Annotated in this window: 21 protein-coding genes and 1 pseudogene; 8 read left to right on the top strand and 14 right to left on the bottom strand. The window is 59.9% G+C overall.

The features are described 5' to 3' along the window. The first annotated feature begins 151 nt into the window (after positions 1-151). A complete protein-coding gene (locus tag BW43_RS23320) occupies positions 152-4,003 on the top strand; it encodes a bifunctional diguanylate cyclase/phosphodiesterase (RefSeq protein WP_032884675.1) in 3,852 nt (1,283 codons plus the stop codon). A gap of 221 nt (positions 4,004-4,224) precedes the next feature. Then, complete coding sequence (gene glyA / locus BW43_RS23325) at positions 4,225-5,478, top strand: serine hydroxymethyltransferase (protein WP_032884674.1); 1,254 nt, start codon at positions 4,225-4,227, stop codon at positions 5,476-5,478. A 185-nt stretch (positions 5,479-5,663) separates the two neighbouring features. Here glyA and yjiA read toward each other — a convergent pair whose 3' ends face one another. The 3 genes from yjiA to BW43_RS23340 form a co-directional block, all read right to left on the bottom strand. Continuing rightward, positions 5,664-6,623 carry a GTPase gene (gene yjiA / locus BW43_RS23330; protein ID WP_032884673.1) on the bottom strand — a complete coding sequence of 320 codons (960 nt, stop codon included), beginning with the start codon at positions 6,621-6,623 and terminating at the stop codon, positions 5,664-5,666. Between the two features lie 148 nt (positions 6,624-6,771). Beyond that, the gene (locus BW43_RS23335) at positions 6,772-6,969 is read right to left on the bottom strand and encodes a YbdD/YjiX family protein (protein ID WP_003176208.1); all 198 of its coding nucleotides are present in this window, start codon (positions 6,967-6,969) and stop codon (positions 6,772-6,774) included. A 15-nt stretch (positions 6,970-6,984) separates the two neighbouring features. Continuing rightward, a complete protein-coding gene (locus BW43_RS23340) occupies positions 6,985-9,051 on the bottom strand; it encodes a carbon starvation CstA family protein (protein ID WP_032884672.1) in 2,067 nt (688 codons plus the stop codon). 174 nt (positions 9,052-9,225) lie between these two features. Between BW43_RS23340 and BW43_RS23345 the strand changes: the two genes are divergently transcribed. Continuing rightward, positions 9,226-9,594 (top strand): PilZ domain-containing protein, encoded by a 369-nt coding sequence (locus BW43_RS23345; protein ID WP_032884671.1) that lies wholly within the window; start codon positions 9,226-9,228, stop codon positions 9,592-9,594. Between the two features lie 4 nt (positions 9,595-9,598). Here BW43_RS23345 and BW43_RS23350 read toward each other — a convergent pair whose 3' ends face one another. The 4 genes from BW43_RS23350 to katB are packed head-to-tail and all read right to left on the bottom strand — an operon-like array spanning position 9,599 to position 13,880. Next, entirely contained in the window at positions 9,599-10,324 is a 726-nt protein-coding gene (locus BW43_RS23350; RefSeq protein WP_032884772.1) for a hypothetical protein, read from the bottom strand. Between the two features lie 16 nt (positions 10,325-10,340). Beyond that, positions 10,341-11,708 carry a DNA repair protein RadA gene (radA, locus tag BW43_RS23355; RefSeq protein ID WP_032884669.1) on the bottom strand — a complete coding sequence of 456 codons (1,368 nt, stop codon included), beginning with the start codon at positions 11,706-11,708 and terminating at the stop codon, positions 10,341-10,343. A gap of 35 nt (positions 11,709-11,743) precedes the next feature. Continuing rightward, the gene (locus BW43_RS23360) at positions 11,744-12,283 is read right to left on the bottom strand and encodes an ankyrin repeat domain-containing protein (protein ID WP_032884667.1); all 540 of its coding nucleotides are present in this window, start codon (positions 12,281-12,283) and stop codon (positions 11,744-11,746) included. A 55-nt stretch (positions 12,284-12,338) separates the two neighbouring features. Beyond that, a complete protein-coding gene (katB, locus tag BW43_RS23365) occupies positions 12,339-13,880 on the bottom strand; it encodes a catalase KatB (protein ID WP_032884665.1) in 1,542 nt (513 codons plus the stop codon). 287 nt (positions 13,881-14,167) lie between these two features. Here katB and mscL point away from each other — a divergent pair, with 287 nt between their 5' ends. Beyond that, entirely contained in the window at positions 14,168-14,584 is a 417-nt protein-coding gene (gene mscL, locus BW43_RS23370; RefSeq protein WP_032884664.1) for a large-conductance mechanosensitive channel protein MscL, read from the top strand. Between the two features lie 46 nt (positions 14,585-14,630). Here the strand turns inward: mscL and BW43_RS23375 are convergent, their stop codons facing one another. Next, positions 14,631-15,407 carry a ferredoxin--NADP reductase gene (locus BW43_RS23375; RefSeq protein WP_032884663.1) on the bottom strand — a complete coding sequence of 259 codons (777 nt, stop codon included), beginning with the start codon at positions 15,405-15,407 and terminating at the stop codon, positions 14,631-14,633. A gap of 371 nt (positions 15,408-15,778) precedes the next feature. Here BW43_RS23375 and BW43_RS23380 point away from each other — a divergent pair, with 371 nt between their 5' ends. After that, a complete protein-coding gene (locus BW43_RS23380; protein WP_032884662.1) occupies positions 15,779-16,489 on the top strand; it encodes a LuxR family transcriptional regulator in 711 nt (236 codons plus the stop codon). 156 nt (positions 16,490-16,645) lie between these two features. Further along, complete coding sequence (locus BW43_RS23385; RefSeq protein WP_032884661.1) at positions 16,646-17,770, top strand: class I SAM-dependent methyltransferase; 1,125 nt, start codon at positions 16,646-16,648, stop codon at positions 17,768-17,770. A 69-nt stretch (positions 17,771-17,839) separates the two neighbouring features. Here the strand turns inward: BW43_RS23385 and BW43_RS28105 are convergent, their stop codons facing one another. The 3 genes from BW43_RS28105 to BW43_RS23395 are packed head-to-tail and all read right to left on the bottom strand — an operon-like array spanning position 17,840 to position 20,468. Beyond that, positions 17,840-18,007 carry a DUF2474 domain-containing protein gene (locus BW43_RS28105; RefSeq protein ID WP_081797589.1) on the bottom strand — a complete coding sequence of 56 codons (168 nt, stop codon included), beginning with the start codon at positions 18,005-18,007 and terminating at the stop codon, positions 17,840-17,842. Positions 18,008-18,019: 12 nt separating this feature from the next. Next, a complete protein-coding gene (gene cydB, locus BW43_RS23390) occupies positions 18,020-19,027 on the bottom strand; it encodes a cytochrome d ubiquinol oxidase subunit II (RefSeq protein ID WP_032884660.1) in 1,008 nt (335 codons plus the stop codon). Position 19,028: 1 nt separating this feature from the next. Next, positions 19,029-20,468 (bottom strand): cytochrome ubiquinol oxidase subunit I, encoded by a 1,440-nt coding sequence (locus BW43_RS23395; protein ID WP_032884659.1) that lies wholly within the window; start codon positions 20,466-20,468, stop codon positions 19,029-19,031. A 317-nt stretch (positions 20,469-20,785) separates the two neighbouring features. On the opposite strand from BW43_RS23395, the gene BW43_RS23400 reads away from it, so the two are divergent. After that, positions 20,786-22,033, top strand: coding sequence for an MFS transporter (locus tag BW43_RS23400; protein WP_032884658.1), 1,248 nt, complete (start codon positions 20,786-20,788; stop codon positions 22,031-22,033). Between the two features lie 182 nt (positions 22,034-22,215). Then, positions 22,216-22,404, top strand: a pseudogene (locus BW43_RS28720) (MFS transporter); the annotation flags it as partial. A 141-nt stretch (positions 22,405-22,545) separates the two neighbouring features. Here the strand turns inward: BW43_RS28720 and BW43_RS23405 are convergent. Genes BW43_RS23405 through BW43_RS23415 form a run of 3 tightly spaced genes read right to left on the bottom strand, consistent with a single transcriptional unit; the run spans position 22,546 to position 26,218 of the window. Further along, complete coding sequence (locus tag BW43_RS23405) at positions 22,546-24,729, bottom strand: xanthine dehydrogenase family protein molybdopterin-binding subunit (RefSeq protein ID WP_032884657.1); 2,184 nt, start codon at positions 24,727-24,729, stop codon at positions 22,546-22,548. After that, complete coding sequence (locus BW43_RS23410; protein ID WP_032884656.1) at positions 24,726-25,715, bottom strand: xanthine dehydrogenase family protein subunit M; 990 nt, start codon at positions 25,713-25,715, stop codon at positions 24,726-24,728. The genes BW43_RS23405 and BW43_RS23410 overlap by 4 nt, the downstream gene beginning before the upstream one ends. After that, positions 25,712-26,218: a (2Fe-2S)-binding protein gene (locus tag BW43_RS23415; protein WP_032884655.1), complete on the bottom strand. Its 507-nt coding sequence runs from the start codon at positions 26,216-26,218 to the stop codon at positions 25,712-25,714. Before BW43_RS23415 ends, BW43_RS23410 begins: the two co-directional genes overlap by 4 nt. Positions 26,219-26,232 lie beyond the last annotated feature (14 nt).

The raw sequence follows: 26,232 nt of genomic DNA, 5'->3' as shown, positions 1-26,232 counted from the left end.
CGTAACCGGCAAAGCTACCTCAATGCGCTTGGTCAGTCCAGCCAAGCAGGGCTGGCACTTTGCCACAAGTCAAGGCATGCTAGCCGCCCTCCGGGCGTCCGGCTTATAGTGCACGTCGCGCGCCAGTCCAGCCAAACCGCAGGATCACAGCTTGTCCAAAGTCACGCCGCCAACTCCCTTGCGCGCCGCTCATATAGCGCCGGGAGCGCCCCTGCACGGCACCCTCAAAGGCGCATTGGCGACGCTCGTCCTCATGCTGCTCGCCTTATTGTTCTGGCAACTGCTGGACCAACTGCAGCAAAACCAGAAAAACCAGCAGCAATACACCATCGACTACAGCGCCGACCTGGCTGAGCAGATCAGCCTGAACATGGCCCTGAGCGCAAAAATCGCCTTGAACCTGCTACCGATGGTGGAGCCGCCGCGCGACATTGAACAGCAACAGGCCCTGACGCGCACGCTGCAGCGCTCGCTGCCGGAGCTGCGCAGTATCGCCCTGCTCGCGCCCAGCGGCGCGATGATCAGTGACAGCGCCAACGACAGCCAGGACAGCGCCTGGCTGGAAGAACTGGTGCAGCGCAGCCACGGCCAACCGTATTACCTGAGCAATAACGAAGACGGCACCATCATCTATCTGCTGCTGCACCAGCCCAGCGGCGGCTCAAGAATGTACTGGGCGCTGCGCCTGGCACCTAACTACTTGGTCAACCTGACCCGCCAGGACAGTCAGGGCCAGCGCCCCATGTGGGCCATCGAGAACAGCCTGAACCACCGCGTCGTCAGCCGTGACAGTGGCATGCCGGCGCAATGGTCCAGTGCCCTGACCCCGGATGACTTGAATAAAAGCGTGCTGGTCACCCCCCTGAGCAAAAGCGACTGGCAGTTGCGCGGCATGTTCGACCGCGCAGCCGTGCTGGAACAACTGCTGCCGGCGTTTATCGGCAAATGCCTGTTGGGCCTGGCCTTCTCGCTGATCCCCGTAATCGTGCTGCTGAATATGCGTCGCCGCCAGCGCCAGGTGCATGAAGGCCGGCGGCGTTATCAGGATATTTTCGAAGGTACCGGCGTCGCCCTGTGCGTCCTGGACCTGTCAGGCCTGAATGCGTTTTTTGCCAAGACGCACTTGCAGACCCGCGAACACCTTCACGCCTGGCTGCAAAACAAACCTGAAGAATGCAGGCAACTGCTCGCCGAGCTGCGCATCACCGAGATCAACCAAGTGGCGGTGCGCCTGCTCAACGTGGACTCGTGCGAGAAGGCTTGGGAGCGGCTGATCGATGATTGCCCACGCAACAGCACGTCCATCGGCCATCAAATACTCGAAGCGGTCCTGACCCAGCAGAGCCAGCTTGAACTGGAGATCCAGCTCAATGATGTGGTCGGCAACGAGCAATACCTGTGGCTGGTGATGCGCCTGCCGGAGCAGCAGGACGATTTCAAGGCGGTGATCCTCAGCATCAGCGACATCACCAGCCGCAAGCTGATCGAACTGTCGCTGGTGGAGCGTGAGAGTTTCTGGTCGGACGTGGTGCGCACCGTGCCTGATCACCTGTATGTGCAGGACGTGGTCAGCCAGCGCATGATTTTCAGCAACCACCATTTGGGGCAAACCCTCGGCTACGTAAAGGCCGAACTGCAGCAAATGGGCGAGTACTTCTGGGAAATCCTGCTTCACCCTGAAGACGCCGAGTATTACCACGATTTGCGCCAGCAACAGCGCCAGGCCGGCTACGCGACGCAGTTGCACTGCCAGTTGCGCTTCCGCCATCGCAATAACCAATGGCGGCGCTTTGATATTCGTGAGCAGGCCCTGGCCCGTGATAAAACGAGCCAAGTCACCCGCATCATTGGCGTCGCCAAGGACATCACCGACCAGATCGAAGCCAGCGAATCCCTGCGCGACAGCGAACAGCGCTATCGCATGCTCGCCGAAAGCATCAGTGACGTGATCTGCTCCACCGACAGCAAACTGGCCCTCAACTACATCAGCCCGTCGGTCAGTGCGGTGCTGGGGTATGAAGTGGACTGGGTGTTCAAGAATGGCTGGCAGTCGATCATCGCCAACCCTGCGCAATTGGCGGGTATTTACAGCCTGATGGAACAGGTCAGCCGTGCGCTGGGCGACACCGATGCGCTCAATAAGCTGCGCGATGAAGTGCAGACCCAGCTGTTCCTGTTTGACTGCCTGCGCGCCGACGGGCGTAAAGTGCCGATCGAACTGCGCCTGGTACTGGTGTGGGACGAGCATGGCGCCTTCGAGGGCATTCTGGGCGTCGGCCGCGATATCAGCCAACAACGCCGCGCCGAGAAAGACCTGCGCATGGCGGCCACGGTATTTGAGCATTCCACCTCGGCGATCCTGATCACTGACCCGGCGGGCTATATCGTGCAGGCCAACGAGGCATTCAGCCGAGTCAGCGGCTACGAAGTGGCGGACGTACTCGACCAGTTGCCGAACATGCTGACCGTGGATGAACAGCAGGAAGCCCACCTGCGCTACGTACTCAAGCAATTGCACCAGCACAGCACCTGGGAAGGCGAAGTGTGGCTCAAGCGCCGCAACGGCGAGCACTACCCGGCGTGGGTCGGCATTACCGCCGTATTCGACGACGAAGGCGACCTCGCCAGTTACGTATGCTTCTTCAGTGATATCAGCGAGCGCAAGGCCAGCGAGCAGCGTATTCACCGCCTGGCGTATTACGACGCCCTGACCCACCTGCCCAACCGCACACTGTTCCAAGACCGCCTGCACACCGCGTTGCAGTCTGCCGAGCGGCAGAAGTCGTGGGTGGTGCTGATGTTCCTCGACCTTGACCGCTTCAAGCCGATCAACGACTCCCTTGGCCACGCCGCCGGCGACCGCATGCTCAAGGAAATGGCCACTCGCCTGCTCGGCTGCGTGGCCGAAGACGACACTGTCGCGCGCATGGGCGGTGACGAATTCACCTTGCTCCTGCAACCACGGGTCAGCCGTGAAATGGCGCTGAACCGCGCGATTCACGTGGCCGAACAGATCCTCGCCAGCCTGGTGAAACCCTTTGTGCTGGAAGGCCGCGAGTTCTTTGTGACCGCCAGTATCGGCATCGCCCTCAGCCCTCAGGACGGCAACGAGCTGAGCCAACTGATGAAAAACGCCGACACCGCCATGTATCACGCCAAGGAACGCGGCAAGAACAACTTCCAGTTCTACCAGGCCGACATGAACGCCAGCGCCCTGGAACGCCTGGAGCTGGAAAGCGACCTGCGCCACGCCCTGGAGCAGAACGAATTCGTGCTTTATTACCAGCCGCAGTTCAGCGGTGATGGCAAACGCCTGACCGGCGCCGAAGCCCTGCTGCGCTGGCGCCATCCGCGTCGCGGGCTGGTGCCGCCGGGGGACTTTATTCCGGTGCTGGAAGAGTTGGGCCTGGTGGTGGACGTCGGCGACTGGGTGATCAGCGAAGCCTGCCGCCAGCTCAAGACCTGGCATCAAAACAAGGTGCGCGTGCCGAAAGTCTCGGTGAACATCTCGGCGCGGCAGTTCTCCGACGGCCAACTGGGCACCCGCATTGCCACCATCCTCAAAGACACAGGGCTGCCGCCGGCGTGCCTGGAGCTGGAGCTGACCGAAAGTATCCTGATGCGCGAAGTCAACGAAGCCCTGCACATCCTCGACAGCCTGAAAAACCTGGGCCTGAGCATTGCGGTGGACGATTTTGGCACGGGCTATTCATCGCTCAACTACCTCAAGCAGTTCCCCATCGATGTGTTGAAAATCGACCGCACCTTCGTCGATGGCCTGCCGTCCGGCGAACAGGACGCGCAGATCGCCCGGGCGATTATTGCCATGGCCCACAGCCTCAACCTGGCGGTAATCGCCGAGGGCGTGGAAACCCATGAGCAGTTGGATTTCCTGCGCGAGCATGGCTGCGATGAGGTGCAGGGTTATCTGTTCGGACGACCGATGCCGGCGAATCGGTTCGAGGCGCAGTTCAGCAATGATGCCCTCTTCATGTTCGACTGATGGTTTGTGGTGAAGCCACTGGCCTCATCGGGGGCAAGCCCCCTCCCACAGGGGAATGCGTTTCAAATGTGGGGGGACTTACCCCCGATGAGGCCGGCAATGACACCGCTCATCCCTAAGTGAATCCCACTTGTCCGCGACTTGATGTCCTTTCATATGCCATCTAAAACCCATTGGGTTAGAATGCCCTCCTTTTCTGCCCCCGATCCTTGAGGACCGCCATGTTCAGCCGTGATTTGACCATTGCCAAGTACGACGCCGATCTCTTCGCCGCCATGGAGCAAGAAGCCGTGCGCCAGGAAGAGCACATCGAGCTGATCGCTTCGGAAAACTACACCAGCCCTGCGGTCATGGAGGCTCAAGGTTCGGTTCTGACCAACAAGTACGCCGAAGGCTACCCAGGCAAGCGCTACTACGGCGGTTGCGAGTACGTCGACGTGGTTGAGCAACTGGCCATCGACCGTGCAAAAGAACTGTTCGGCGCCGATTACGCCAACGTCCAGCCACACGCCGGCTCCCAAGCCAACAGCGCCGTGTACCTGGCCCTGCTGCAAGGCGGCGACACCATTCTGGGCATGAGCCTGGCACACGGCGGTCACCTGACCCACGGCGCCAGCGTTTCCTCCTCCGGCAAGCTGTACAACGCCGTTCAATACGGTATCGATGCCAACGGCCTGATCGACTACGACGAAGTTGAGCGCCTGGCGGTTGAACACAAGCCAAAAATGATCGTGGCCGGTTTCTCTGCCTACTCGCAGATCCTGGACTTCCCACGCTTCCGTGAAATCGCCGACAAGGTTGGCGCCTACCTGTTCGTGGACATGGCTCACGTGGCCGGTCTGGTCGCCGCGGGCGTCTACCCGAACCCGGTTCCATTCGCTGATGTGGTAACCACCACCACCCACAAGACCCTGCGCGGTCCACGTGGCGGCCTGATCCTGGCTCGCGCCAACGCCGAGATCGAGAAGAAGCTGAACTCCGCTGTATTCCCAGGCGCCCAGGGTGGCCCGCTGGAGCACGTGATCGCCGCCAAAGCGATCTGCTTCAAGGAAGCACTGCAGCCTGAGTTCAAGACCTACCAGCAACAAGTGGTCAAGAACGCCCAGACCATGGCCAGCGTGTTTATCGAGCGCGGCTTTGACGTAGTGTCCGGCGGTACTGAAAACCACCTGTTCCTGCTGTCGCTGATCAAGCAGGACATTTCCGGCAAAGATGCTGACGCTGCCCTGGGCAAAGCCTTCATCACCGTGAACAAGAACTCGGTACCGAACGACCCACGTTCTCCGTTCGTCACCTCGGGCCTGCGCTTCGGCACCCCGGCTGTGACCACTCGTGGCTTTAAAGAAGCAGAGTGCAAGGAACTGGCCGGCTGGATCTGCGACATCCTGGCAGACCTGAACAACGAAGCCGTGATCGACGCGGTCCGTGAGAAGGTCAAGGCCATCTGCAAAAAACTGCCGGTATACGGCGCTTGATTGCAGTTGCTTGAATAAAAAGCCCGGCTCTTAAGCCGGGCTTTTTTATACCAATTGTCCAGTTTGAAATGCGCCCAAGTGTGGGAGGGGGCTTGCCCCCGATAGCAGTGTGTCAGTCACATATAGGTTTACTGACCCACCGCCATCGGGAGCAAGCCCCCTCCCACAGTTGACTGCATTACACATCAGGGTTGGTAGACTTTGGCAAAGCCTTCGCGGATTTTGTCTTCCGGCAATTCATCGGCAATAAACACGATCACACTCTCCCGCGTTTCCCCCTCGGCCCATTCGGTGTCCCAATCGAACCCGTAGAGCTTCAGCACGCCCTGAAACACCATGCGGCGGTCTTCGCCGGCAATGTTCAGCACGCCCTTGTAGCGCAGCAGTTGCTTGCCGTGGTCTTCCAACAGCTCATTCATAAACTCGCTGAGGCGGTCGATATCCAGCGGCTGGTCGGTGCGCAGCACCAGGCTGGAAATACGGTCGATGGACGGCGCCTTGCTCACCGGGCGCAGGCTCATGCCGGCGTTTAGGTTGAAGCCGCGGACATCGAGCAGTTCAGCCAAATCAATCTTGCCGTGCTCGACCACGCGAATCGGCGCGCGGCGGTTGATGCGGGTGAGGCGATCACTGAGCGCCTCGAAGGTGGCGTCGTCCACCAGATCACGTTTGCTCACCAGCAGGCGATCGGCAAAACCGATCTGGGCCTGGGCGATGGTCTGCGTCAGGTGGTGCTCGGCGTGGGCCGCGTCCACCAGGGTGATGATGCCGTCGAGGATGTAGCGCTCGCGCAGTTCTTCATCGATGAAAAAGGTTTGGGCCACCGGCGCCGGATCGGCCAGGCCTGTGCACTCGATCACCAGGCGATCGAAGGCGATCTCGCCGCTGTCCAGGCGCTCAAGCAGCAGATAGAGAGCCTTGGTGAGGTCGGTGTGGATGGTGCAACACACGCAGCCGTTGGACAGGGTCATGACTTGCACCGGTTCTTCGCCCAACAACTGGGTGTCGATACCGGCATCGCTGAATTCGTTTTCGATCACGGCGATTTTCAAGCCGTGTTCGGCCTTGAGCAGATGGCGCAGCAAGGTGGTCTTGCCGGCGCCGAGAAAGCCGCTGAGTACGGTCACTGGAATGGGAGAGGACAAAAAATTCTCCTTGAAGGAACACTGAAACAAATGTGGGAGGGGGCTTGCCCCCGATAGCAGTGTGTCAGGCACTTATCTGTCACTGACACACCGCTATCGGGAGCAAGCCCCCTCCCACAGTAGATCACCACCAGCCCGAACTAACGGGTCAGCAGCACTTGGGCCCACCCTTGCCGCCGTATCGGGCCTCCTGACGTTCCCGGAAGAACGCCTTGTAGTCCATCATCGGCTTGTCTGGGTGCTTGGTTTGCATATGCTCGACGTACGTGTCGTAGTCGGGCATGCCGACCATCAAGCGCGCGGCCTGACCGAGGTATTTACCGAGGCGACTGATGTCATTGAACATGTTTGCAATCCTCGGTTATGCGTCAGGTACTGCCTGGAACGGGGCTTCTTTATCCGTACGCTCTTTGTTGCCCCAGGCGGCGACGCCAACCTTGAGCGCATAGAACAGGATGCTGAACACCACGAACAGGAACAGCGCCGTCAGCGTTGCGTTGGTGTAGGCGTTCCAGATCACGTGCTGCATCTGGTCGATACTCTTGGCCGGGGCCAGGATCTGACCGTTAGCCAGCGCGTCACTGTACTTCTTAGCCAGCGACAGGAAACCAATCGCCGGGTTGGCGTCGAACAGCTTGATGAAGCCTGCGGTGGTGGTGCAGATCAGCAGCCATACCGCCGGCAGCATGGTCACCCAGATGTAGCGTTGGCGTTTCATTTTGATCAGCACAACCGTCGCCAGCATCAGCGCGATACCGGCCAGCATCTGGTTGGAGATACCGAACAGCGGCCACAAGGTGTTGATACCGCCCAGTGGGTCGATCACACCTTGGTACAGCAGATAACCCCACATCGCCACGCAACCGGCGGTAGCGATCAGGTTGGCGGTCCAGGATTCGGTGCGTTTGAGCGCCGGCACGAAGGAGCCAAGCAAGTCTTGCAGCATGAAGCGACCAGCTCGGGTACCTGCGTCAACAGCCGTCAGGATGAACAGCGCTTCGAAAAGGATCGCAAAGTGGTACCAGAACGCCATGGTGTTTTCACCCGGCAGTACGCTGTGCAGGATCTGCGCGATACCCACCGCCAACGTCGGTGCACCGCCGGCACGGGCCAGGATGGTGGTTTCACCGATGTCATGGGCCACGGCCGACAGCGCCTCAGGAGTAATTGCAAAACCCCAGCTGCTGACGGTTTGTGCCACGGTAACCACATCGCTGCCGACTACGGCGGCTGGGCTGTTCATAGCGAAGTAGACGCCAGGCTCGATCACCGAAGCGGCAACCATGGCCATGATGGCAACGAACGACTCCATCAACATGCCGCCGTAACCGATGTAGCGGGCGTGGCTTTCATTGGCCAGCAACTTGGGCGTGGTGCCCGAGGAGATCAGCGCATGGAAACCCGAGACCGCGCCACAGGCGATGGTGATGAACAGGAACGGGAACAGGCCGCCCTTCCACACTGGGCCGGTGCCGTCGATGAACTGGGTCAGGGCCGGCATTTTCAGGTCTGGCATGGTGACCAGGATGCCGATTGCCAAGGCGATGATGGTGCCGATTTTCAGGAAGGTTGAGAGGTAGTCACGCGGCGCCAGGATCAGCCACACCGGCAGTACCGCCGCGACAAAACCGTAACCGATCAGCATCCAGGTGATCTGGATCCCAGTGAACGTGAAGGCCTTGGCCCAGACCGGATCAGCGGCAATTTGCCCGCCCAGCCAGATCGAGCCGAGCAGCAACAACACGCCGATGATCGAAATTTCACCAATGCGGCCCGGGCGGATGTAGCGCATGTAGATGCCCATGAACATCGCGATCGGGATGGTCGCCATCACCGTGAATATGCCCCAAGGGCTCTCGGCCAGGGCCTTGACCACGATCAGCGCCAGCACCGCGAGGATGATGATCATGATCAGGAAGCAGCCGAACAGCGCGATGGTCCCCGGAATACGGCCCATCTCTTCACGAACCATGTCCCCCAGGGAACGGCCGTTGCGACGGGTCGACAGGAACAGAACCATGAAGTCCTGGACCGCGCCGGCCAGCACCACGCCGGCAATCAGCCAGAGCGTGCCGGGCAGGTAGCCCATTTGCGCCGCCAGTACCGGACCGACCAGCGGGCCCGCACCGGCAATGGCCGCAAAGTGGTGACCGAAAAGGATGTGTTTGTTGGTCGGCACATAGTCCAGACCGTCGTTGTTGATCACTGCGGGGGTAGCCCGCCGTGGATCGAGTTGCATCACGTTGTTAGCGATGAACAGGCTGTAGTAGCGATAAGCAACCAGGTAGATGGCCACAGCAGCGACCACAATCCACAAGGCGTTGATCGCCTCGCCTCGGCGCAAGGCCACTACGCCCAGGGCGCACGCTCCTACGATTGCCAGCACCAGCCAGGGTAGATGGCGTAGCAGGCTATTATTATTTTTCATTTTTATATTCCAGCCAGGGTGGACAGAAAGGACAGCCGTTCGGAGTTTAGCGCTGTTGGCCTTAAAGGCCACCCCCCTACGTTGGTCTAGAGCCTTGCAACGAAGAAAAAACCAGAAAAAACGGCCCAATGATGGCGCAGGGCTACAATCCTTTTATCCACAGAGGGTTTCACCATGACCGAGCAAGCGTCTGATCGTCGCCGTTTTCGCCGGATTGCCTTTGATGCCAAGACCGAACTTCGGCAAAACGGCAACGAATGGCCAGTGCAACTGGTGGATTTATCGCTTAAGGGGCTGTTGGTGCAACGGCCTGAAGAGTGGAAGGGAAATAAGGCGCTGCCGTTCGCGGTCGACATACGCCTGGATCCCAAGGCGCATATAAAGATGCAAGTACGGCTAACCCACGAAGCAGTGGGTCAACTGGGGTTTGTGTGCACAGACATCGACCTGGACTCGATCAGCCACTTGCGGCGGCTGATCGAGTTGAACCTGGGCGATCAGGAGGAACTGGAGCGAGAGCTGGGCGCGCTGCTGGAAGTGTGATGGCTCAGGGGAACGCACTACGTGCGGGAAAATCACTTTCCATGTCCCAGTAACCCTTCTTCTGACTTGAGGCGCCGTGCCACTGCCCGTCGACAAACCGATAGGTCTGATAACGGGTGGCAAAGTCATCCTCACCGTCGCCGTCCATAAATGATGACACCTGCAGCAGTTCATCCGCGCCGCCGTTGGCTGGCGTTGCGATCATCCACGCAGCCTTGCCGGTATGAGCCAGGGTCAGCGCCTGGACTTTGCCGTCGGCGCCCTGGTAACTCAACGGCTTGAGTTGCTGCTTGCCGGGCAGCAGTAACTGCGTGGCAGGCCCGCTGTAGCTGCCCATGGGGGCGGTCTGATCGATGGTCAAAAAATACACAGGCTCGGGCAGCCCTTTGAGCGGGGCTTTCTTGACCTCGGCCAAGGGGTAGCCGAGGTCTTCGTGAGCTATCACCTCGCCAGAGGCCGATACCCACCGCACCTGGGCTTCGAGCAGCGGGTTTTCGACCAAATCGCCGGGCTCGTCGAACGAGTCTTCATCCAGTCCACTGCCCCAACTGTCCTTGTGCAGTTGGGGGCTGATGCGCTGGTCTTCGAGCACCTGCAGCACACTGCCGTCTGGCGTCGCCAGCGTTTGCGCCAGGCGATAGCCCGTTGGCAGCTCCGCCCAGGCCATGGCGGGCAAGCTGGCCAAGGCGATAAACAGGGCGACTACACCCCAGTGATTCGATCGTTGCATCGCGTCCATCCCTGAATTATTCGAAAAGTGCATCCAATGCCTGTTCCAGGCGCGTGACCCCAATCACCTGCAATCCTGGCGGCATTTCCTTCGGCGCGTTGCCCTTGGGCACAATCGCGCGTTTGAAGCCGTGCTTGGCCGCTTCCTTCAAGCGCTCCTGACCGCTCGGCACCGGACGCACTTCGCCGGACAGGCCGACCTCCCCAAATACCAAGAGGTCGTGCGGCAGAGGCCGGTTACGCAAGCTGGACATCACCGCCGCCATCAAGGCCAGGTCGGATGCGGTCTCCAGCACCTTGACCCCACCCACCACGTTGAGGAACACATCCTGATCGTGGGTCGGAATGCCGCCATGGCGGTGTAACACCGCCAGCAACATCGCCAGGCGGTTCTGATCCAGCCCCAACGTGACCCGGCGCGGGTTCGCCAGATGGCTGTCATCCACCAATGCCTGGACTTCCACCAACATCGGTCGGGTGCCTTCCCACGTCGCCATCACCACACTGCCTGGGACTTCTTCCTGGGCACGGGTCAGAAAAATCGCCGAAGGGTTGGAGACTTCTTTCAGTCCCCGGTCAGTCATGGCGAATACACCCAGTTCGTTCACTGCGCCGAAACGGTTTTTCACCGCCCGCAGCAAGCGCAGTCGACCATCGGACTCGCCTTCGAAATACAGCACGGTGTCGACCATATGCTCCAACACTCGCGGCCCGGCCAGCGCGCCTTCTTTGGTCACGTGGCCGACCAGGAAGATCGCCGTGCCGCTCTGCTTGGCATACCGCACCAGTAGCGCTGCACTTTCGCGCACCTGGGACACACCACCCGGCGCCGATTGCAACTGCTCGGTGAAAATCGTCTGGATCGAGTCGATCACCATCACCTTTGGCTTTTCGATACGGGCCGTGGCGATGATGCTTTCGATGCAAGTCTCGGTCATGACCCGCAACTGATCCTGAGGCAAGCCAAGACGGCGTGCGCGCATGGCCACTTGTTGCTGGGATTCTTCACCGGTGACATATAACGCCGGCATGCGGCTGGCGATGCTGCACAGGGTTTGCAGGAGGATGGTCGATTTACCGATGCCAGGGTCGCCGCCGATCAGCACCACCGAGCCGTCCACCAGGCCGCCGCCCAGCACACGGTCCAGTTCACCTGAGGCGGTGGAGAAACGCGGGATTTCTTCGACGCTGACTTCGGCCAGGGTCTTGATCTGCGCCTGCTGCCCAGTCCAGCCGGCGCGGCCCGTGGGCGCCGCAGCGCCGCCGCTTTCGATCATGGTTTCGGTCAGGGTGTTCCACGCACCGCATTCGCCGCACTGGCCGGCCCACTTGGGAAAGGTCGCGCCGCACTCCGTGCAGCCGTACATGCGCTTGGCCTTTGCCATTTGAGAACCTCCAACCGAAAAACCGCGATGATAGCTCAGCGCGGCGCCGGGGTCCGGATTTCACCGCTGGCCAATCGCGAAGCACTGTTGCCGATCGGGTCTTCGGCGTTGAGGTCAGCGCCTTTGGCTTTCAATTCATCAAGCAATTCGACGCGCTTGAACAGGCCTGCATACATCGCGGCCGTCTGCCCGGCGCCGTTGCGTTGGTCGGGGTTGCAATCGGTGGCCAGCAGGCGCTGGGCAATGTTCAGCTCGCCTTTGAAGATCGCGCCCATCAGCGCGGTGTTGCCACGTTTGTCCTGTACACAGGCGTCGGCACCGGCACTGAGCAAACGCTCCACAAACCGGCCCTGGCCGTGATAGGCGGCGAGGATCAACGCGGTGTAGCCCTTTTCGTCCTGGGTGTTGAGGCTGTAGCCAGACTCAATAAAGGTGTTGAGCATATCGAGGTCGCCACGGCGGGCGGCGTCGAAGTAATAATCCTGCAACTGTGCCTTGAGTGCTGCCGGTTCGGGGGATTCGGCATGGGCGACAAAGGCCAGCATGGCCATCAGCAAACCGATAGAAATACGCATGGGTTTCTCCTGCCATGGGTCGACGCCCGAACCGGCGCGTCGACCGTCACCAATGTCAGTCAGTCAATTTTTCAGCCAGCGCCTTGACGCGGGCCAGGTCACCCTTCGCGACCTTGGCCACGCCGGTGCCGTATGCCGGGTCCGCTTTGTAGAGGAACGACAGGATGATGTGCTTGCTCTCGTCATCCGTGGTGGCCAGTGAGCCGCCGAAGTTGTCGATCAAGTCCTGCTGCTCTTTTTTGGTGTATGAGCGATACAGATCACCGGCCTGCTTGAAGTTCTGCTCGCGCTGAATCTTCGCCTGCTGGGTGCTACCAGACAGTGCCGTCTGGCTGTAGCGCGCGGTTTGCGGCTCTTCGCGGTTTTCCAGGCGGCTTGGCTGGTAGTTCACGCCGCTGGTGGTCTTGCCGAAGTTCATCGCGCCGTCCTGGTTACCGTTGTTGACGGTGACCCGTGGGGCATTGATCGGCAGTTGCAGTGCATTGGCACCCAGGCGGTACATTTGGGTGTCGGCGTAGGAAAACACCCGGCCTTGCAGCAGGCGGTCTTCCGACGGTTCGATGCCGGGCACAAGGTTGGCCGGGGCCATGGCGACTTGCTCGGTTTCCTGGAACACGTTCGCCGGATTGCGGTTCAGCACCATCTGCCCGACTTTGCGTTCAGGCACGTTCGGCCAGATCTTGGTGGCGTCCAACGGGTCGAACTCAAACTTGGCCAAGTCTTCCGGCTTGAGCACTTGCACATACAAGTCCCACTTGGGGAAGTCGCCCTTGTTGATATGGGTGACCAAGTCATTAGTCATATGGCTGTAATCACGACCTTGCACTTCGGTGACTTGCTTTGGATCAAGGTTCTTAATGCCTTGCAGGCTCTTCCAGTGGAACTTGACGTAATGCACTTCGCCTTTGGTATTAATCAATTTGTAGGCATGTACGCCATTACCGTCCATTTCCCGATAACTGGCGGGCGTGCCAGAGTCCGAATACAACTCGGTCAGCGTGCGCGTGGCCTCGGGTACATGTGAGAAGAAGTCAAAGCGACGGGAGTCATCATCCAAGTTCGTGCGCGGGTCAGGCTTGAACGCATGCACCATGTCCGGGAACTTGATGGCGTCACGAATAAAGAAAGTTGGGAAGTTATTGCCGACCAAGTCCCAGTTACCGTCAGCGGTGTAGAACTTGGTGGCGAAACCGCGCGGGTCACGCAGGGTTTCCGGGGAGTGGTTGCCGTGAACGACGGCCGAGAATCGCACAAATACCGGGGTGGCTTCGCCAGCGGCGAAAACTTTGGCCTTGGTCAGGTCGCTCAGGTTATCAGTCACCGTAAACGTGCCGTGGGCGCCGGTGCCCCGGGCGTGCACCACGCGCTCCGGAATGCGTTCGCGGTCGAAGCGCTGCAACTTCTGAATGAGCTGCACGTCTTGCAGCAGCACCGGGCCATTGGCGCCGGCGGTTTGCGAATTCTGGTTGTCGCCGACGGCCGCGCCGTTATCTCGCGTCAGGTTGGCGGCTTGCACCGAAAGAGAAAGCAGACTGGCAGTCGCCAGCAACAGCGCATGTCGCGCCAGCACTGGACTGCGGCTCATTGGGTTGTTCATCGAGGTTTCCTCTGGTTTTTTTAGTGCACATTCAGTTGTGCTTGCCAGAGGCTAGTGACCTGGGAGTCAGAAGATAAATAGAAAAACCCCACCAGGGCGATTAAGAAATTAATGTGGTAACCCACTGAAACAGCGAGTATTTCGCGCGCGATTGGTGGCACTTTGCAAACTATTTGCGTTTTAATGTGTCGATTAAAATTAACAGTATTAACAGTTGTGTCGCACAAGCCCTATACGACTGACTTACACTGTGCTTCACCCTTCTCATCTGTAACAAGGAATAACCTATGAGCGTGATCAGTGAGTTCAAGGCCTTCGCGGTCAAAGGTAATGTGGTCGACATGGCCGTCGGTATCATCATCGGCGCAGCCTTCGGCAAAATTGTTTCCTCGTTTGTCGGCGACGTGGTGATGCCGCCCATTGGTCTGTTGATCGGTGGTGTGGACTTTGGTGACCTGGCGGTCACCCTCAAGGCGGCCCAAGGCGATGTTCCCGCCGTCGTGCTGGCCTACGGCAAGTTCATCCAGAGCGTGATCGATTTTGTCATCGTCGCCTTTGCGATCTTCATGGGCGTGAAGGCCATCAACCGCCTCAAGCGCGAAGAGGCCGTAGCACCTAGCCTGCCGCCGACGCCGACCAAGGAAGAACTGCTGCTGGGGGAGATCCGCGATCTGCTCAAGGCACAGAACGACAAGCCGCTTTAACCCGGATCGGCTTAAAAAAAGGCGCCTGCTTGAGGCGCCTTTTTTATTACCAGTAGTTTTCCACCGCCACCTGCCCAGGCCTGCGGCTCAGGCTCAGTTGCATGTCACGCTGCTTGAGCAACTGGCGGGTGTCATCAACCATCTGCGGGTTGCCGCAAATCAGCACGCGGGAATGCTCCGGGCTCAGCTCTACACCCGCTGCGCGCTCCAGCTCACCGTTTTCAATCGAGGTAGTAATGCGCCCACTCAATGCGCCTGGATGGTGCTCGCGGGTAACGAGTGGAATGTAGGTCAGTTTGTGCGCGGACTCGGCAAGGTACTCACGCTCACCCAGCTCCTTGATCAGCGATTGATAGGCCAGTTCCTTGGCTTCCCGCGCGCTGTACACCAGCACGATCCGCTCGAATTTCTCCCACACTTCGAAGTCCTGCAGGATCGACAAAAACGGCGCGACTCCGGTCCCTGTCGCCAACATCCACAAGTCACGGCCATCGACGAACCGGTTCAAGGTCAGGAACCCCGTAGCCTGGCGTTCCACCATCAAGGTATCGCCCACGCGCAGGCGGCTCAGCTCGCTGGTGAACTCGCCTCCAGGGACCACAATCGAGAAGAAGTCCAAGTGCTCATCAAACGGCGAGGAAACTATCGAGTAAGCACGCCACACCATAGTGCCGTCCGCCTTGGTCACGCCCAGACGCACGAACTGACCCGCAGTAAAACGGAACCCAGGGTCGCGAGTGGTTCGCAGCGTAAACAGGCTGGGGGTCAGCGATTGCACATCGAGCAAGGTCTGGCGGGTAAATTTCTCAGCACTGGCCGTCATGGGGGGCTCCGTTCTACAGGTGCCCTAGTGTCCCTCAAAGTCGCGCACGGAAACACCGGTGGTTTGTAGTGGCATCGCGCAGCCCCTAAGTAGTGGCAATTTGGTGGCAATCAAACCCATTGGCTATTAGTCCCTCTGCTCTAGCTACAAGCCCACTCTAAGTTGATCATTCAACTCACTAAAAAATCGAAAAAAACCAACTAAGCGCCGTTACACCCCTTTTGCTGTCCTTAAAAAATCTTCTTAAACCCCCTGCGTTCAAGAGCGAAATTTTCCTCTTGCACCGTAAGTATTGTCCTACACTCCTTTCCGTGCATTTGGGAGTTCAGGAGGTATCCCATGTCATGTAGACCCCACATGGAGAGTTAACAATGGTTAACTGGCGTAACACACGTCTTCCCAAACTGGAAGGCGAAAGCGAGGCCACCACTCTTTTCGAGATAGCCCTCAACCACACCTTCGCACTCGGCTTTCAATACTGTTCCTTTACGATGAGTTCACACCTACCCAACAATCGAACAAAGCCCGTTCGCTTCAATAACTATCCAGATGAGTGGAACAACCTTTACAACCAGGCGCACTTTTTTGACGTTGATCCCGTGGTGAAACATTGCAAAAGCTCTGTGTTACCCATCGTCTGGGAGGAAAAAACGTTTAAAGACTCACCCAACTTGTGGTCTTTGGCTCAGTCGTATGGTGTGCATCTGGGTTGGACCCAGGCAGTGCATGATTTCCAGGGTGTGTTCAGCATGCTTACCCTGGGTCGCAGTAAAGGTGCGGTGACTCCGGAAGAGCTCTACGAAAAAGCTGGCCAGGTCCTGTGGCTTTGCCATGCGATGCATGCGGCCGTGGCGCAGACTTACGCGGCCAGCCCCAGCATCAACCCTGCGAAAAAATTGACCTCGCGCGAGACCGAAATCCTCAAATGGTCAGCCATGGGCAAAACTGCCGCAGACATTGCCACCATCCTGTGCCTTTCCGAACGTACCGTGGGCTTTCACATCTGCAGTTGCTTCAAAAAGCTGGGGGTCAACAACAAGATCGCCGCCGTGCTCTGTGCCTCGAAAGCAGGGCTGTTTTAACCGCCCTTGAAACACCGCATGTAATCCCCGTAGAAAAAAAGTAACATTTACGCCCAATTCTGAGTGCAGGGCCCCTTGGGGGCCCGCCTGTAGTTCACTCAGACGGTTGCGCAGGTCACTGCCGCCGCCCATCGATTACCCAGAGCCTCCCCCGCCATGCCCCTGCTCGACAGCCCCTTCGCCCAGCTCGATCTGATCCGCCAGCCAGAGCAACATAACGATCCGCTGCAAGCCTTCGATGCGGCCGACGAATACCTGCTCAGCCACCTGGCCGGACAACAGCCGAGTGCAGCGACGCGCGTGCTGGTACTCAATGATAGTTTCGGTGCCTTGGCGGCCAGTCTTGAAGGCCAGATGCAGGTCACCTCCAGCGGCGACTCGTTTCTCGCCGCCCAGGGCCTGGAGAAAAACCTGGTACGCAATGGCAAGGCGTTTGATGGCGTGACTTTCGTGCCTGCCCACCAAGTGCCGACCGGCCCTTTCGACCGAGTCCTGATCCGCGTCCCCAAAACCCTGGCACTGTTGGAAGAACAGCTGATCCGCCTGCAAGGCCAACTGGCACCGGGCGCAGAGGTCATCGCCGGGGCGATGGTCAAGCACCTGCCCCGTGCGGCCGGTGAGTTGCTGGAGCGTTACATCGGGCCGATGCACGCCTCCCTTGCGGTAAAGAAGGCACGGTTGCTGATTGCCACTCTAGAAGATCGCCCCGCGGCAGTCTCGCCCTACCCAACGCGCTATCAGCTTGAAACTCCCGCTATCGAACTGCTCAACCACGCCAACGTGTTCTGCCGTGAAGGCCTGGACATCGGCACCCGCGCCTTCCTGCCGCACCTGCCCAAAGGCCTGGGCAGTGCGCGCGTCGCGGACCTGGGCTGCGGCAACGGCGTGCTGGCGATTGCCAGCGCGCTGCAAAACCCGGACGCCCATTACACCTTGCTCGACGAGTCGTACATGGCCGTGCAATCAGCCCTTGAGAACTGGCAAGCCGCCCTCGGCGAACGGGAGGTGACCGTGCGTGCTGCCGATGGCCTGGCCGGCCAGGCCTCGGACTCTCTGGATGTGGTGCTGTGCAACCCACCGTTCCACCAACAACAAGTGGTCGGCGACTTCCTCGCCTGGCGCATGTTCCAGCAAGCGCGGGAAGCGCTGGTGGTGGGCGGCGCGCTTTATATAGTCGGCAACCGCCACCTGGGTTATCACAGCAAATTGGCGCGACTGTTCCGCGGTGTCGAGCAAGTGGCCGCCACGCCGAAATTCGTCATCCTCAAAGCGCGCAAATAAAAAAAGCCCTGCCTTTCCAAAGGAAAAAGCAGGGCTTGAAAACCGGGCCGCAAAGCCCGGATCGGGATGTCAGTGGGTGGTCAGGCCGGCCGCATTCATGAACATGCGCATCAGGCTGGCCACGACGAACAGTGCCAGCACACTGCCGGTCCAGATCATCGCCAGCCACCCCAGACGCCGCCACAACGGCTGTTTCTCGCCCTCTTCAATCTCGTGCAACGTAGGTTTGCCGGACATGCCACAACCCTCCTAGTGATAGCCGTCTTCGTGGGTGACCTTGCCGCGGAACACGTAGTAGCTCCAGAAGGTGTAGCCCAGGATGAACGGGATAATGAACAGCGTACCCACCAGCATGAAACCCTGGCTTTGCGGCGGTGCGGCCGCGTCCCAGATCGATACGGAAGGCGGAATGATGTTCGGCCACAGGCTGATCCCAAGGCCGCTGTAGCCGAGGAAAATCAACACCAGCGTCAACAGGAACGGCGTGTAGTGGGCATTACGCGCCACCGCGCGGATCAACCCGTACATGGTCACCAGCACCAGGATCGGCACCGGCAGGAACCAGAACAGGTTCGGCAGGGTGAACCAGCGCGTCGCGATTTCCGGGTGCGCCAGCGGCGTCCAGATACTGACGATGCCAATTACCGCCAACACAACGAATGCCAAGGGCCGCGCCAGGTTGTGCATCTTCTCCTGCAACGGGCCTTCGGTTTTCATGATCAACCAGGTGCAGCCGAGCAAGGCATAGGCCACGATCAACGCCACGCCGCAGAACATCGTGAACGGTGTGAGCCAGTCCAGTGAGCCACCGGCAAACTGGCGGTCCACCACCGGAATCCCGTCGATAAACGCCCCCAACGCTACGCCCTGGAAGAACGTGGCCGTCAGCGAACCGCCGATAAACGCCTTGTCCCACAGGTGGCGCTTGTGGTCCTTGGCCTTGAAACGGAACTCGAAGGCCACGCCACGGAAGATCAGCCCGATCAGCATCAGGATCAGCGGCAGGTATAGCGCCGACAACACCACCGAATAGGCCAGCGGGAAGGCGCCAAACAACGCTGCGCCACCGAGTACCAGCCAGGTTTCGTTACCGTCCCAAACCGGGGCGACGGTGTTCATCATCACGTCGCGGTCGACTTTGCCCGGAATAAACGGGAAGAGGATGCCAATGCCGAGGTCGAAGCCGTCCATCACGACGTACATCATGATGCCGAAGATGATGATCACGGCCCAGATCAGCGGAAGATCAATACCCATCTCAATGCCCCTTGTGCTGGATGTCGACGTGGTCGTCATCGTTGCCGTCATCGGCAGCCGACAACGGACGGGCCGGTGTGCGTTTCTGGCCAGGGCCACCGTGGGTCGGTTCAGTACTTTCGTGGGTCACAGGGCCTTTGCGTACCAGGCGCATCATGTAGCCCAACCCGGCGCCGAACAGCGCGAAGTACACCACCACGAACAACACCAGGGTAATCGTCATCTGCGCCAGGCTATGCCCGGATGAAGCGTCCGCCGTGCGCATCAACCCGTAGACCACCCACGGCTGGCGGCCGATTTCGGTGGTGAACCAACCGGCAAGAATCGCGATCAGGCCGGACGGGCCCATCCACAGCGCCAGGTACAGGAACGGTTTGGACGTATACATCTTGTCGCCGCGACGCAGCCACAGGCTGAACAGACCGGTGAAGATCATCAGGAAACCCAGGCCGACCATGACCCGGAACGACCAGAACACGATGGTCGAATTGGGACGGTCCTCAGGCGGAAACTCCTTGAGCGCTGGCACTTGTTTGTCCAGGGAGTGGGTCAGGATCAGGCTGCCCAGGTAAGGAATTTCCACCGCGTATTTGGTTTTTTCGGCCTTCATGTCGGGCCAGCCAAACAGAATCAGCGGGGTCGGCTCATTGCCTTTGTTTTCCCAGTGGCCCTCAATCGCCGCGATTTTTGCCGGCTGATGCTTCAGGGTGTTGAGGCCGTGGAAGTCACCGATCACCGCCTGGATAGGCGCCACGATCAGCGCCATCCACATCGCCATCGAGAGCATTGTGCGGATCGCCGGGTTGTCCTTGCCGCGCAGCAGGTGCCACGCCGCCGAGGAGCCGACAAAGAAGGCCGTGGCAACAAAGGCCGCTGTGGCCATGTGCGCCAAGCGGTAAGGGAACGATGGGTTGAAGACAACGGCGAACCAGTCGGTTGGAATCACCCGGCCATCGATGATTTCAAAGCCTTGTGGCGTCTGCATCCAGCTGTTGGACGACAGAATCCAGAAGGTCGAGATCAACGTGCCCACGGCCACCATCACGGTGGAGAAGAAGTGCAGCTTGCGCCCGACCTTGTTCCAGCCGAACAGCATCACCCCAAGGAAACCGGCCTCAAGGAAGAAGGCGGTGAGCACTTCGTAGGTAAGAAGCGGCCCGGTGACGGCGCCGGCAAAGTCCGAGAAGCGACTCCAGTTGGTGCCGAACTGATACGCCATGACCAGGCCCGAGACCACGCCCATGCCGAAGTTGACCGCAAAGATCTTCGACCAGAAATGGTAGAGGTCACGGTAGGTGTCGTTGTGGGTCTTGAGCCACAAGCCTTCCAGCACCGCGAGGTAACTGGCCAGGCCGATGGTGATCGCCGGGAACAGGATGTGGAACGAGATGGTGAACGCGAATTGAATTCGGGCGAGATCTAGCGCCTCCAAACCGAACATAAGTCTTCCTCTGTCAGGTAATACCGGCTGCTGGCGGAAGCCTGCACCCACTGCCCCCACGGATATGGAGTGTGGCGAATTTCAATTCGTTTCTTTTTTTACCAGCCACGTAGGGATTCTGGCCTTGCGGCCGCCAGATCAATCCCCACGGAGGTTTTGATCTGGATCAAGCATTACTGAAAGAGTAGTCCCATTTTCTGTGTCCAGTTATGTGGTCTTTTGCCGCGTGACAGACTGCCTCAGCCCAGCTCTAGCAACTATCTGTTACAACTTAATGCTAATCTCGCGGCTCCCTCTCGCCTCGACCCGAATTCCCGATGCCTAGTGAACCCGTGTTGCTGTTGCGTCATCACCGCCCTTTCATCGCGTTCTGGCTGGCACGGATTTTCACCGCCAGCGGCTTCCAGATGCTCACCGTGGCCATCGGCTGGAACCTGTACCAACTGACCGGCAATGTGCTGGACTTGGGTCTGGTCGGGTTGGTGGAGTTCGTGCCACGGGTGCTGTTCATGCTGCACACCGGACACGTGGCCGACCGCTACGAGCGGCGCAAAGTCGCAGCCATCTGCCAGACCGTACAGGCGCTGATTGCCCTGTCCCTGGCCATCGGCGGCCTGACCGGCAACGTGACCCGCGAGATGATTTTTATCCTCGCCTTCCTGCTCGGTGCCGCGCGCTCGTTTGAATTGCCCACCACCCAGGCGCTGCTGCCGAGCATCGTGCCCAGTGCGCTGTTCCCGCGTGCGGTGGCGTCTTCACAGTCGGCCCAGCAACTGGCCACCATCGTCGCCCCGGCGCTCGGCGGTTTGCTTTATGCGTTCGGCAGCGTCTGGGTGTATGGCCCCACGGTGGTGCTGTACATCATCGCCTGCGTGCTGACCCTCAACCTGCCCGCCCGCCAGACCCCGCTGAACAAAGGCAAGGCCACCCTGGATTCGCTGCTGGCCGGCATCCGTTTTATCCGCAGCCGCCCGGACATCCTCGGCGCTATTTCCCTGGACCTGTTCGCCGTGCTGCTGGGCGGCGCCACCGCGTTGCTGCCGGTGTTCGCCAAGGACATCCTGCTGACCGGCGCCTGGGGCCTGGGCCTGTTGCGTTCGGCACCGGCGGTGGGCGCACTGTTGATGTCGTTGTGGCTGGCGCGCTTTTCGGTGGACCGCAAAGTTGGCAGGGTAATGTTCACCGCTGTCGGCGTGTTCGGCGTGGCGACCATTGCTTTCGGCCTGTCCACCTCGTTCTGGTTTTCCCTGGCAGTGCTGGTGGTGCTGGGCGCGGCGGACATGATCAGCATGGTCATTCGCGCCTCCTTCGTGCAGTTGGAGACGCCGGATGAAATGCGCGGCCGGGTCAGTGCGGTCAACGGGCTGTTTATCGGCGCGTCCAACCAGTTAGGCGAGTTCGAGTCCGGTATCACTGCGCACTGGTTCGGCACCGTGCCCGCCGTGGTCATGGGCGGAATCGGTACGCTGGTGGTAACCGGAGTGTGGATAAAACTGTTCCCGACACTGGCGAATCGGGATCGTATGCATGTGCCGGTGGAGGAAAGCATCAAGCCCGCTGCATGATTCAATGTGGCAATAAGGTCAATGTGGGAGGGGGCTTGCTCCCGATAGCGGTGGATCAGCCAACTTATGCTTAGACTGAAACTCCGCCATCGGGAGCAAGCCCCCTCCCACGTTTGGATCTTCAATGTTTGCTGGACCGCGTCAGAGCACCTTATCCAGGGTGATCGGAAACTCCCGCACCCGCTTGCCGGTGGTTAGGCGAGTTCGAGTCCGGTATCACTGCGCACTGGTTCGGCACCGTGCCCGCCGTGGTCATGGGCGGAATCGGTACGCTGGTGGTAACCGGAGTGTGGATAAAATTGTTCCCGACACTGGCGAATCGGGATCGTATGCATGTGCCGGTGGAGGAAAGCATCAAGCCCGCTGCGTGATTCAATGTGGCAATAAGGTCAATGTGGGAGGGGGCTTGCTCCCGATAGCGGTGGATCAGCCAACTTATGCTTGGACTGAAACTCCGCCATCGGGAGCAAGCTCCCTCCCACGTTTGGATCTTCAATGTTTGCTGGACCGCGTCAGAGCACCTTATCCAGGGTGATCGGAAACTCCCGCACCCGCTTGCCGGTGGCATGGTAAATCGCGTTGGCTACCGCCGCCGCTACCCCGACAATGCCGATCTCGCCAACACCCTTGGAACCCAGTGCATTGACGATCTCGTCGTGCTCTTCGACAAATACCACGTCAATCTCGCCGATATCGGCATTCACCGGGATGTGGTACTCGGCCAGGCTGTGGTTCATGTAGCGCCCCAGTTGATGGTCGATCTGGGTTTCTTCGTGCAATGCCATGCCGATTCCCCACACCACCCCGCCGAGAATCTGGCTGCGGGCCATCTTCGGATTGACCACACGCCCGGCCGCAATCGCGCTGACCACACGCCGCACTTTGATTGTTCCCAGGTCTTCGTCCACCTGGACCTCGACGAACACCGCCGAGTGGGTGGCGGTGGCGTAACCCTCGCGTTTTTTGTCCGGCTCGCTGTCGACCTGCACTTCCAATGCGTCTTCGCCACTGTCCTTGACCAACTGCGCCAGCGACACACTCACGTCACCGGTGTGCAGTTGGCCGTCTTCAAAGCGAACGGACTCGGCGTCCTTGAACACCGGGTAAGTCTGGCGGGCAATGCTCAGCAGTTTGGCCGTCAACGCTTCGCAGGCTTGCTGCACGGCAGTGCCCACTGAGGACACGGTAAACGATCCACCCTGCAACGGCGCGGTGGGTAAAGACGAGTCACCGAGTAGAAAATTGACATCGTCGACAGCCACGCCACTGGCCTGGGCCGCGATCTGGGTCATCACCGTGTACGTACCGGTGCCGATGTCGGTGGTGGCGCTACTGACCGTCAATTTGCCCAGCGAATCGATACGCGCCTTGGCGCTGGCCTTCATTTGCATGGCCTCCCACACCCCGCCGGCCATGCCCCAACCGATCAACTGGCGGCCGTCGCGCATGCTGCGCGGCTCCGGGTTGCGCTGCTTCCAGCCGAAACGCTCGGCGCCTTCGCGGTAACACTCGCGCAGGGCTTTGCTCGACCAGGGTTTATCTTCGTTCTGGTTGCGTTCGGCGTAGTTGATCAGCCGCAGTTGCACCGGGTCCATGCCCAGGGCGCAGGCCAGTTCATCCATGGCGCATTCCAGGCCAATCACGCCCAACGCGGCGCCTGGCGCGCGCATGTCCAGGGGCGTGAAGACATCCAGCGGCACCAACTTATAAGTAAGCTGCACGTTGTCGCAGTGATAGAGCATGCCGCTCCATTCCACCACGTGTTCACTGAAGTCCTCAAAGCGCGAGGTCTGGCCAATCGCGGTATGCCCCAGCGCCAGCAAACGGCCGTTGGCGGCGGCGCCCATCTGCAAACGCTGCAGGGTGCGCGGCCGGTAGCCAAAGGTGAACATCTGCTGGCGCGTCAGGGTGACCCGCACCGAACGCTCGAGCGCCAGAGAAGCCATCACCGCCAAAGGCAATTGGTACTGCGGGCGCAGACCAGAGCCGAAGGCGCCCCCGACGAACGCAGCAAAGATGCGCACCTGACTTTTATCCAGGCCGAAGACTTTTTGCACATAGGCCTGGCAGTTCTGCGGGCCCTGAGTCTTGTCGTGGATATGCAGGGTGCCATCCGGCTGAAACAGCACGGTGCTGGCGTGGGGTTCCATGGGGTTGTGGTGTTCGATGGGGGTGCTGTAGTGCAGATCGAGGCTGATGGCCGCGCCGGACCATTCAGCCTGGAAGTTGCCGCGCGGCTTGGGCGGGGTTTGCGGCGAGGGATAGGCCAGTTCCTGCTGGGCGAGCAGATCGGTCTCGAAGTCCTCGCACTCATAGTCGATATGCACCAGCGAGCCGGCGTGTCGCGCCAACTCCAGGTTATCGGCGATGACCAATGCCAGGGGCTGGCCGCTGTAGAGCACGCGGTCGTTGTAGAGCGGCCGAAACGGCGAGCCATCCGCCGCATCGTCATCGGCGAAGGCGTCGTCATAGCTGGCGATTTTCGGGCGGTTGAGATGATGGATAACATCCACCACACCCGGCAGCGCTAACGCTTTGGACGCGTCGATGTTGATAACACGGCCTTTGGCGATGGTGCTGGACACCACGCTGCCATGAAGCAGGCCAGCCTCAGGAAACTCACCGGCGTACCGCGCCTGGCCTGTGACCTTGAGCAGACCGTCGACACGGTTCAAGGGTTTACCGATAGCGGTCATGGCTGTTCTCCTGCAACGGCGGCGTCGCTCAGCGCGCGGATAATTGCGCGGCGCGCGAGCTTGATCTTGAAGCCGTTATGTTCCAGCGGCTCGGCGTCTTGCAGCAGCACGTCGGCGGCGTTGCTGAAGGTTTCGCGGCTGACGGTCTGACCAATCAGCGCGGCCTCTACCGCGCGGTCACGCCAGGGTTTGTGGGCCACGCCGCCGAGGGCCAGGCGAGCGTCAACGATAGTGTCGCCGTCCAGTTCAAGGGCGGCGGCGACTGAGACCAAGGCAAACGCGTAAGACGCGCGATCGCGAATCTTCAAATAGTGGCTGTGACGTGCCAGATGGTCGGCGGGCAATTCAATTGCAGTGATCAGCTCATCGTCGGCCAGCAGATTGTCGCGCTGCGGCGTATCGCCAGGAAGACGATGGAAGTCGGCGAACTCGATGACCCGTGCGCCGCCGCGTCCCTCCACATGCACCCGCGCCTCCAACGCAGCCAAGGCGACGCACATGTCCGACGGATGAGTGGCCACGCACTGCGCGCTGGCGCCAAGAATCGCATGGATACGGTTCAACCCGCTGCGGGCCGGGCAACCACTGCCGGGTTCGCGTTTATTGCACGGCACCGTGGCGTCGTAGAAGTAGTAGCAACGGGTGCGCTGTAGCAAGTTACCGCCGGTACTGGCCATGTTGCGCAGTTGCGGCGAAGCACCTGCGAGGATGGCTTGGGACAGCAGCGGGTAACGCTCTTCAATCAACGGGTGCCAGGCCAGATCGGCGTTGCTCACCAGCGCGCCGATCCGCAGGCCGCCATCGGCGGTTTCTTCAATTCCATGCAGTGGCAGGCCGGTGATATCGATCAGGTGTTCGGGACGGCTGATGTTTTCTTTCATCAGGTCCAACAGGTTCGTACCACCGGCAATAAAACGCGATGCGCCGCTGGTCAGGTGCACGGCCTCCTGTACGTCGACAGGTTTGCTGTAGTGGAAGGGATTCATTGCTCACCTCCCAGGCCGTCTTTGATGGCATCGCGGATATTGGTATAGGCACCGCAGCGGCACAGGTTGCCGCTCATCAATTCCTGGATTTGTGCAGTGTCGTGGGCACGGCCTTCATTGGCCAGGCCGACGGCGGAGCAGATCTGGCCCGGCGTGCAGTAGCCGCACTGGAAGGCGTCGTGTTTGATGAAGGCTTGCTGCATGGGGTGCAACTGGTCGCCCGTTGCCAAGCCTTCGATGGTGGTCAGCTCGGCGCCATCGCACATCACGGCCAGGGTCAGGCAGGCGTTTATGCGCTTGCCATCGCGCAGGACGGTGCAGGCACCACATTGGCCGTGGTCGCAGCCTTTTTTACTGCCGACCAGGTCGAGTTGTTCCCGTAGCAAGTCCAACAACGTGGTCCAGGGCAATACGTCCAACTGACGATCCTGGCCATTGAGGGTCAAGCGTATGGAGTGGGCGACGAACGGTTGGGCCGCCGCGCCATTGGGGGTCGCGCTCATAAACACCTCACGGG

The sequence above is a fragment of the Pseudomonas sp. RIT357 genome (genome assembly GCF_000632245.1).
Classification (GTDB): Bacteria; Pseudomonadota; Gammaproteobacteria; order Pseudomonadales; family Pseudomonadaceae; genus Aquipseudomonas; species Aquipseudomonas sivasensis.
This window is presented reverse-complemented; position numbering and strand designations above follow the sequence as displayed.

Bases quoted from the DNA above. Each gene is read 5' to 3' on its own strand.
- BW43_RS23350 (WP_032884772.1), bottom strand. From the start codon at position 10,324: ATGCAACGATCGAATCACTGGGGTGTAGTCGCCCTGTTTATCGCCTTG.
- BW43_RS23395 (WP_032884659.1), bottom strand. From the start codon at position 20,468: ATGTTCGGTTTGGAGGCGCTAGATCTCGCCCGAATTCAATTCGCGTTC.
- BW43_RS23375 (WP_032884663.1), bottom strand. From the start codon at position 15,407: ATGACGGCCAGTGCTGAGAAATTTACCCGCCAGACCTTGCTCGATGTG.
- BW43_RS23405 (WP_032884657.1), bottom strand. From the start codon at position 24,729: ATGACCGCTATCGGTAAACCCTTGAACCGTGTCGACGGTCTGCTCAAG.
- BW43_RS23380 (WP_032884662.1), top strand. From the start codon at position 15,779: ATGGTTAACTGGCGTAACACACGTCTTCCCAAACTGGAAGGCGAAAGC.
- mscL (WP_032884664.1), top strand. From the start codon at position 14,168: ATGAGCGTGATCAGTGAGTTCAAGGCCTTCGCGGTCAAAGGTAATGTG.
- BW43_RS23415 (WP_032884655.1), bottom strand. From the start codon at position 26,218: ATGAGCGCGACCCCCAATGGCGCGGCGGCCCAACCGTTCGTCGCCCAC.
- cydB (WP_032884660.1), bottom strand. From the start codon at position 19,027: ATGGGTATTGATCTTCCGCTGATCTGGGCCGTGATCATCATCTTCGGC.
- BW43_RS23385 (WP_032884661.1), top strand. From the start codon at position 16,646: ATGCCCCTGCTCGACAGCCCCTTCGCCCAGCTCGATCTGATCCGCCAG.
- BW43_RS23345 (WP_032884671.1), top strand. From the start codon at position 9,226: ATGACCGAGCAAGCGTCTGATCGTCGCCGTTTTCGCCGGATTGCCTTT.
- BW43_RS23400 (WP_032884658.1), top strand. From the start codon at position 20,786: ATGCCTAGTGAACCCGTGTTGCTGTTGCGTCATCACCGCCCTTTCATC.
- BW43_RS28105 (WP_081797589.1), bottom strand. From the start codon at position 18,007: ATGTCCGGCAAACCTACGTTGCACGAGATTGAAGAGGGCGAGAAACAG.
- katB (WP_032884665.1), bottom strand. From the start codon at position 13,880: ATGAACAACCCAATGAGCCGCAGTCCAGTGCTGGCGCGACATGCGCTG.
- radA (WP_032884669.1), bottom strand. From the start codon at position 11,708: ATGGCAAAGGCCAAGCGCATGTACGGCTGCACGGAGTGCGGCGCGACC.
- BW43_RS23410 (WP_032884656.1), bottom strand. From the start codon at position 25,715: ATGAATCCCTTCCACTACAGCAAACCTGTCGACGTACAGGAGGCCGTG.
- BW43_RS23335 (WP_003176208.1), bottom strand. From the start codon at position 6,969: ATGTTCAATGACATCAGTCGCCTCGGTAAATACCTCGGTCAGGCCGCG.
- glyA (WP_032884674.1), top strand. From the start codon at position 4,225: ATGTTCAGCCGTGATTTGACCATTGCCAAGTACGACGCCGATCTCTTC.
- BW43_RS23360 (WP_032884667.1), bottom strand. From the start codon at position 12,283: ATGCGTATTTCTATCGGTTTGCTGATGGCCATGCTGGCCTTTGTCGCC.
- BW43_RS23340 (WP_032884672.1), bottom strand. From the start codon at position 9,051: ATGAAAAATAATAATAGCCTGCTACGCCATCTACCCTGGCTGGTGCTG.